At 53.3% G+C, this 7,103-nt stretch carries 7 protein-coding genes and 1 pseudogene; 4 read left to right on the forward strand and 4 right to left on the reverse strand.

Going from position 1 to position 7,103, the window contains the following annotated elements; genetic code table 11:
* Positions 1–43: 43 nt before the first annotated feature.
* From arsJ to AC13D2_RS02365, 3 genes are read right to left on the reverse strand one after another with little or no spacing between them, the layout of a single operon-like run.
* Positions 44–1,237 carry an organoarsenical effux MFS transporter ArsJ gene (gene arsJ / locus AC13D2_RS02355; RefSeq protein WP_482938169.1) on the reverse strand — a complete coding sequence of 398 codons (1,194 nt, stop codon included), beginning with the start codon at positions 1,235–1,237 and terminating at the stop codon, positions 44–46.
* 1 nt (position 1,238) lies between these two features.
* Complete coding sequence (locus AC13D2_RS02360; protein ID WP_482938170.1) at positions 1,239–2,243, reverse strand: ArsJ-associated glyceraldehyde-3-phosphate dehydrogenase; 1,005 nt, start codon at positions 2,241–2,243, stop codon at positions 1,239–1,241.
* Between the two features lie 25 nt (positions 2,244–2,268).
* Positions 2,269–3,033, reverse strand: a complete 765-nt coding sequence (locus AC13D2_RS02365; RefSeq protein ID WP_482938171.1) for a metalloregulator ArsR/SmtB family transcription factor — start codon at positions 3,031–3,033, stop codon at positions 2,269–2,271.
* Positions 3,034–3,124: 91 nt separating this feature from the next.
* Here AC13D2_RS02365 and arsH point away from each other — a divergent pair, with 91 nt between their 5' ends.
* The 4 genes from arsH to AC13D2_RS02385 all read left to right on the forward strand — a co-directional run bounded on the left by arsH (position 3,125) and on the right by AC13D2_RS02385 (position 6,982).
* Positions 3,125–3,841 (forward strand): arsenical resistance protein ArsH, encoded by a 717-nt coding sequence (arsH, locus tag AC13D2_RS02370; RefSeq protein ID WP_482938172.1) that lies wholly within the window; start codon positions 3,125–3,127, stop codon positions 3,839–3,841.
* A 10-nt stretch (positions 3,842–3,851) separates the two neighbouring features.
* Entirely contained in the window at positions 3,852–4,919 is a 1,068-nt protein-coding gene (gene arsB / locus AC13D2_RS02375; protein WP_482938173.1) for an ACR3 family arsenite efflux transporter, read from the forward strand.
* A gap of 384 nt (positions 4,920–5,303) precedes the next feature.
* Positions 5,304–6,257 carry a hypothetical protein gene (locus AC13D2_RS02380; protein ID WP_482938174.1) on the forward strand — a complete coding sequence of 318 codons (954 nt, stop codon included), beginning with the start codon at positions 5,304–5,306 and terminating at the stop codon, positions 6,255–6,257.
* 68 nt (positions 6,258–6,325) lie between these two features.
* The gene (locus AC13D2_RS02385; protein ID WP_482938175.1) at positions 6,326–6,982 is read left to right on the forward strand and encodes an ATP-binding protein; all 657 of its coding nucleotides are present in this window, start codon (positions 6,326–6,328) and stop codon (positions 6,980–6,982) included.
* 5 nt (positions 6,983–6,987) lie between these two features.
* On the opposite strand, the pseudogene AC13D2_RS02390 reads toward AC13D2_RS02385, so the two are convergent.
* Positions 6,988–7,103 (reverse strand): annotated as a pseudogene (locus AC13D2_RS02390) (IS630 family transposase); the annotation flags it as partial.

Consider the following 7,103-nt stretch of genomic DNA (forward strand, 5'->3'; position numbering starts at 1 on the left):
AACGGCTACGGATGTATGAAGCTTCGATCTCTTTGAGGCCCGCTCAGGCTGCTACTGGCCGCCGTTCGGGCAACAACACCGACAGCAACGCTGCCATGGCCACCAGGCCCGACGATATCCACAAGCAGGCCTCCAGCCCACAGGCCTGATAGACCCAGCCAGAGAGAATTGTGCCCAGTAACCGGCCGGCGGCATTGGACATATAATAGAAGCCCACATCCAGCGACACGCCATCGCCACGGGCATAGCTAACGATGAGATAGCTGTGGAGCGACGAGTTGACGGCAAACAGCACGCCAAACAACAGCAGACCACCGACAATCACTATCTGGGGTGACCAACCGACCGACAGGCCAATGGCAATTGCTGCCGGAATCAGTGCCAGGGCTGCCGCCCAAAGTACAGCAGGCTGTTTTCTTTCCATGTTTCCGGTAATGCGCGGGGCAATGGTCTGGATAAAGCCATAGCCGATAATCCAGGTGGCCATGAATCCGCCCACTTTCCAGAAGTCCCAGCCAAAAACCGTATGCAGGTACACCGGCAGAGCCACCACAAACCACACATCCCGGGCGCCAAACAGAAACATTCGGGCAGCAGAGAGCACGTTGATGGCCCGGCTCTTGGACAGGATTTCGCGAAACTTCGGCTTTGCCTTGCTCTTGCCCAGATCCTGCCCCAACAGAAAAAGGCTGGCCAGCCACACCACACTCAGGGCTACCGCCATGATAACGACCGCGCCTTGGAAACCAGCGGCCATCAGCAGGACACCACCGAGGAAAAAGCCCACACCCTTCAGGGTATTCTTGGAGCCAGTGAGTATGGCCACCCATTTGTACAGGGTCCCCTGCTGCTCATCCGGTACCAGCAGTTTGATGCCGCTCTTGGCGGACATCTTGTTCAGGTCCTTGGCAATACCGGACAGCGCCTGGGCTGCCATCACCCAGGGCACGGTCAGCATGGCCGCCGGCACCGCCAGCATGGCAAGGGCAGCAATTTGCAGAAACAGCCCGATGTTCATGGTGCGGTTCAGTCCCATGCGAGCGCCCAGATAGCCACCTACCAGGTTGGTCACCACCCCGAAAAACTCGTAGAAAATGAACAGCAGGGCAATTTCCAGCGGCGAATAGCCGAGCTGATGGAAATGCAGCACCACCAGCATCCGCAGGGCTCCGTCCGTCAGGGTGAAGGCCCAGTAGTTGCCGGTGATGACCAGGTACTGTCGGATGGCCGCGGACATATCAGGCAGAGCCTACCCGGCGCGCCAGTTCCGCAGTGCGGTTGGCGTAGCCCCATTCGTTGTCGTACCAGGCGTAGATTTTCACCTGGGTGCCATTCACCACCATGGTAGAGAGGGCGTCGACGATGGATGAGCGGGGGTCGGTCTGGTAATCAATGGACACCAGCGGGCGCTCTTCGTAGCCCAGAATGTTTTTCAGCTCGCCCTCAGCCGCCTCTTTCAGCAACCGGTTTACGGTATCGCGATCCGTGGGTGTTTCCACCTCGAATACGCAGTCGGTCAGCGAGGCATTCGTCAGTGGCACCCGAACGGCATGGCCATCCAGACGGCCCTTTAGCTCAGGAAATATCTCGATAATCGCGGTGGCGGACCCGGTGCTGGTTGGAATCAGGGAACTGCCACAGGCGCGGGCCCGCCGCAGATCCTTATGGGGCGCATCGATGATGGTTTGGGTGTTGGTCAGGCTATGGATCGTCGTGATGGAACCATGCTTGATACCCAGCTTCTCATGGATAACCTTCACCACCGGCGCCAGGCAGTTGGTGGTGCAGGAAGCGGCAGTGACAATGCGGTCATTGGCCGGGTCAAAAATGCCGTCGTTCACGCCCACCACAATGTTTTTGGCCCCTGCTTCTTTCACAGGAGCGGTCACCACCACGCGCTTTACGCCCTGATCGAGATACGCCTGGAGCACATCCACTTTTTTCATCTTGCCGCTGGCTTCAATCACCAGATCACAGCCAGACCAGTCGGTCTCCCCAATGGTTTTATTGCGGGTGACGCGAACCGACTTGCCCTCGATAACGATACCGTCGCCGTTTACACCCGCTTCGTGATCCCAGCGGCCATGAATACTGTCGAAGTTCAGCAGATGCGCCAGCGTCTCGGCATCGGCGCCCGGATCGTTGATCGCTACAAATTCCATCTCCGGCCACTGCCAGGCTGCTCTGAGAGCCAGGCGACCGATTCGGCCGAATCCATTTATTCCGACTTTGATCTTGCTCATGATGTGCTCCAGAAAGCGTTATCCATTAAATACACCGCACAACCGGTCTGTCGGGCATGGCTGAAAGCCGCTCGAGTTCCGAGGTGATCAGGGCGGGATTGCTATCGGCGGTTTCATCCAGAACCCGCGACAGCCACTGCGGCATCCGGGGATTCAGGGAATAGTACATCCACTGACCCTGGCGCTCTGCATCCAGCAGGCCCGCCTGCCGCAGGGTAGCCAGGTGCCGACTGGCCTTGGGCTGGGAAATATCGAGGGCGGCGGTGAGTTCACACACACACAGTTTCGTTTCCTGCCGAACCAGCATCAGCGCAGCCAGGCGGAGCTCGTCACCCAACGCCTTGAATACTGTCACCGGGTCAAAGTTCACCGGCTTCATTCCGGTTTCTTTTCTGTGTACCAAAGTAAACAGGCCAATGCGCTCGCGGATTTCCTTGAGGGTCAGTGCAAAGGTGGCATGGCGCCCGCTTGGCACCGGGTCCGGGAAGTCCCAGGCGATCTGCTGGGCAGGCTGACAGACGTTGCCACACTCGTTGGCGGCTTTTTCACAAAGGGTGATCACGTAATCCCAATGCTCACGTTCAACGCCTGCCAACGATTTACTCTGCAAACCATCGACGGAAAAGCCCGACTCCGAGAGTACCTGAAGCGCCATTGGGTGGGGCTTGTCAGGCTCAGTGCCGGCACTCGCCACTTCAAATTGGTCACCAGCCATTTCCCGCAACAGGGCTTCCGCCATCAATGAGCGGGCACTGTTAGCGGTGCAAACGAACAAAACGCGACGCTTCATATGCAGATTCCCATATATTCGTTTTCATGCATATATATTTTGTTGCATAATATCCGGAAGGTTTTAACGAGTAAAGGACCCTTTCATTACAATGAGCGCCCATGACCTCCCCAATATCGACCCGGACCAGTTCCACAAACCAACTGAAGAGCAAGTCTCTGCAACACCCCCTTCTTCACATCCGCCAAGGATACTGTTGCTGTACGGCTCACTGCGGGAGCGCTCGTTCAGCCGGCTAGCCGTTGAGGAAGCCGCCCGTTTGCTGCAAGCCATGGGTTCGGAAACCCGCGTATTCGACCCCCGCGGCCTCCCACTTGCCGATGCCGAAGACGCGTCCCACCCAAAAGTTCAGGAATTGCGGGAGCTGGCACAGTGGTCGGAAGGCATGGTGTGGTGCTCGCCGGAGCGCCACGGTGCGATGACCGGCATCATGAAAACCCAGATCGACTGGATTCCCCTATCCATCGGCGGCATGCGCCCGACTCAGGGCAAAACCCTGGCGGTGATGCAGGTGTGTGGAGGGTCCCAGTCCTTCAACGCGGTGAACCAGTTGCGGGTGCTGGGGCGCTGGATGCGGATGGTGACGATCCCCAACCAGTCGTCGGTACCGAAGGCGTTTACGGAATTCGATGAAAACGACCGTATGATGCCCTCCCCTTATTACAACCGCATCGTGGACGTGATGGAGGAACTGGTGAAGTTCACCCTGCTGATTCGGGACCGTAGCGATTACCTGACGGACCGCTATTCCGAGCGGGTGGAAAGCGCCGATGAAGTTTCAAAACGCGTCAATCAACGGTCCATGTAAGGGGTAGATCATGAGCGCCCATACGGAAGTGACTAACGAAGACACCAGCGGTGGCATGGATTTGTTCGGAAGGTTCCTGTCCATCTGGGTCGCCTTGGCCATCATCGCCGGCGTAACCCTCGGCCAACTGGCGCCCTCGGTACCGGAAACTCTGGCCCGCTTTGAATATGCTCAGGTGTCGATCCCTATTGCCATTCTGATCTGGGCCATGATCTTCCCGATGATGGCCCAGATCGACTTCAGCGCGGTGGTGGGCGTGCGCAAGGAACCAAAAGGCCTCGCCATCACCACCATCGTGAACTGGCTGATCAAACCGTTCACCATGTTCGCTATTGCCTGGTTCTTCCTGATGGTGGTTTTCGAGCCGCTGATCGCCCCCCAGTTAGCCAGTGAATATCTGGCCGGAGCAATCCTTCTGGGCGCGGCACCCTGCACCGCCATGGTGTTTGTCTGGAGCTATCTCACTAAAGGCGATGCCGCCTATACGCTGGTGCAGGTGTCCCTGAACGACATCATCATGCTCTTCGCCTTCGCGCCCGTCGTGGTGTTCCTGCTGGGCATTTCCGACATTCAGGTGCCCTGGGACACGGTGATCCTATCCGTGGTGCTGTACATTATCATCCCGCTGAGCGCCGGCTATCTCACGCGCCGCGCCCTGATCTCAAGGCGGGGACAAGTCTGGTACGACGAGGTGTTCATGAAGCGCCTGGGACCGGTCACCCCGGCAGCGTTGATCATCACTCTGGTGCTGCTGTTCGCGTTTCAGGGCGAAGTCATCCTGAACAATCCGCTGCATATCGTGCTGATTGCCGTGCCGCTGATCCTGCAGACCTTCCTGATCTTCTTCCTGGCATACGAGTGGGCACGGCTGTGGAACGTCCGTCACTGCATCGCTGCGCCCGGGGCCATGATTGGTGCCAGTAACTTTTTCGAGTTGGCAGTGGCCGCAGCCATTGCGCTGTTTGGCCTGCAATCGGGGGCGGCGCTGGCGACCGTAGTGGGTGTTCTGGTAGAAGTGCCTTTGATGCTGGTACTGGTGCGGACTGCCAACAGGACTCGGGGGCGGTTCCCGGCCTAGTTTGGGACCGCTCAATAAGTCCACTTTTAAACAAAAGCGGACGTTCAGATTTTGGTCTCAGTGACTATTCGTGAGCCTACCTGACTTGCGGAGATCACCGACAGTTGTAGCTAACCTGCGTCGACTGAATTTTACAGGCCTTACAAGCCTATGAAATTTATGAAATAGTGTTTTGGAGTAATTTTGGATTTGCGCACCCTGAGATGTCGCCAAAAACGACACTTGGCGAAAATCTAGATGCATAAATTCCAAAGATGCACTCGTGGGTCTTTGATAATTGGGTGTAAAGTGGCGGTTTATACTTTACCCCGTTGAGAGATAAACGCGGTAGGTATATACGTCATTTGTCGGCGAATTAACTGTTAACCGCACGAAGGAAAAATCATGAGCATCCTCAAAAACGCATTAGATTCGATCGCAGTGGGCTTAGAGGATTTTGAGTCACCCGATGAACGAAGGATTATCTCATCGACAAGGAATATATTTGCAGGCATTCTGCTTTTGTTTAAGCACAAGCTTTGCGAGCTAAGTCCTCAAGGTTCCGATGAAGCCCTTATCAAGCAGAGGGTCCTGCCAGAACTTGATGCAACAGGAGCAGTCAACTGGATTGGCAAGGGCAAAAAAACTGTAGATGTGCAGAATATTAAAGAACGCTTTGATTCTTTGAATATATCCGTAGATTGGAGCCGTTTGGAGAGAATCAACAAATATAGGAATGATATAGAGCACTACTACAGCACCCTGAAAAGTCAATCTGTGAAGCAGTTAATCTCCGACTCCTTTATTATCATTCGAGACTTTATAGTGGATGAATTGGGTGGTGATCCTAAATCGCTTCTTGGTGAGGACTACTGGAAAATTCTTGTGGACGTGAACGAAGTTTACGCCAAAGAAAAACAGGAGTGCGATTTAACCTTGGAGAAGCTCAGCTACTACACCGATGAAATCCTTAATGCACTGCAAGAATATCATTGCGATGAGTGCGGATCCGGCCTGCTTGAAACTGAGGATTTAGGCGATGCAGCTGCGGCAACGTTCAAATGCCGGGCTTGTGGAACTGAAGCTCACTATGACGACATAGTAAACGACGCGGTGAACGAGTTCTACGCCGATGATGCGTACTCCGCTCATAAAGATGGCGGCGATACTCCGGTTGTCGACTGTCCTTTGTGCGGCTTCGGGACCTACATTGTTCATCAAGGTATTTGCGTTTCGTGTTGTGGGTCCGCTACTCATGAGTGTGCAAGGTGTGGTTGCAATATTCCTCCAGAGGAACTATCCGACGGTGACATTTGTGGCTACTGTGCTCATATGTGGGAAAAAGTTATGGCGGAGTAACGTACAGTTAATCAAGTGGGGAGGTCCAGAGTCATAATGTCTAGCCTGATAAAGAATATGGAAAAAATATGAGCATCGAAGGGTACTCGAAAGAGAACTTCAAGACTCAGATGAATGAATATCTATCTGCATCGGGCCCTGTCAGAAGTATTCAGCATTTATTAGGCAGAGAAAAAGAAATGGCTTTAATTGATGAAGCACTCTCTGCTGATGGAAGGCACTTATTCATTTACGGTGATAGAGGTGTTGGAAAAACATCATTAGCTCAAGCCGCTGCCTCCCAATATCAATCGTCTGATAATTCGTTCATACAAGTTGGTTGCGGACCTGACACTGAGTTTTATAGAACAATAGAAGATTTAGCTGATCGTGTAATTAAAAAAGCATCGGGAAAGCGTAATTACAATGTTACTCAAGCTTTAGATGTAAAGTTTTATTCAATTGAATGGAATAAAGAAAGAAAAGAAATAGCAATTCCCGCTGTGAACTCAATGTACACAGCAGTAGAAGCGATTGAAGAAGTATGCAAATTTCACTCAGAAGCACCAGTGATCGTTATAGACGAATTTGATCAAATTGACTCAGAAAATGAGAGAAGGCTATTTGCTAATTTTTTAAAAGACCTTGGAGATCGCGGTGTAAGTGTTAAGTTAATCTTTACGGGAGTAGCGCAATCACTAACCAAATTGCTAGGTAAACATGAATCTAGTGTCCCGTCTGGGTAATCCCTTTATTTATTGTCAATAACGCTCAGCTTTGCCCGCGCCACTGACGTCATAATCGATTCTGCACTCTTGTGCCAGCGGAACGGCTTTGCCAGTTTCTCATTATGAGTTTGGATAAAGC

This window comes from Marinobacter sp. B-12, from assembly GCF_056857915.1.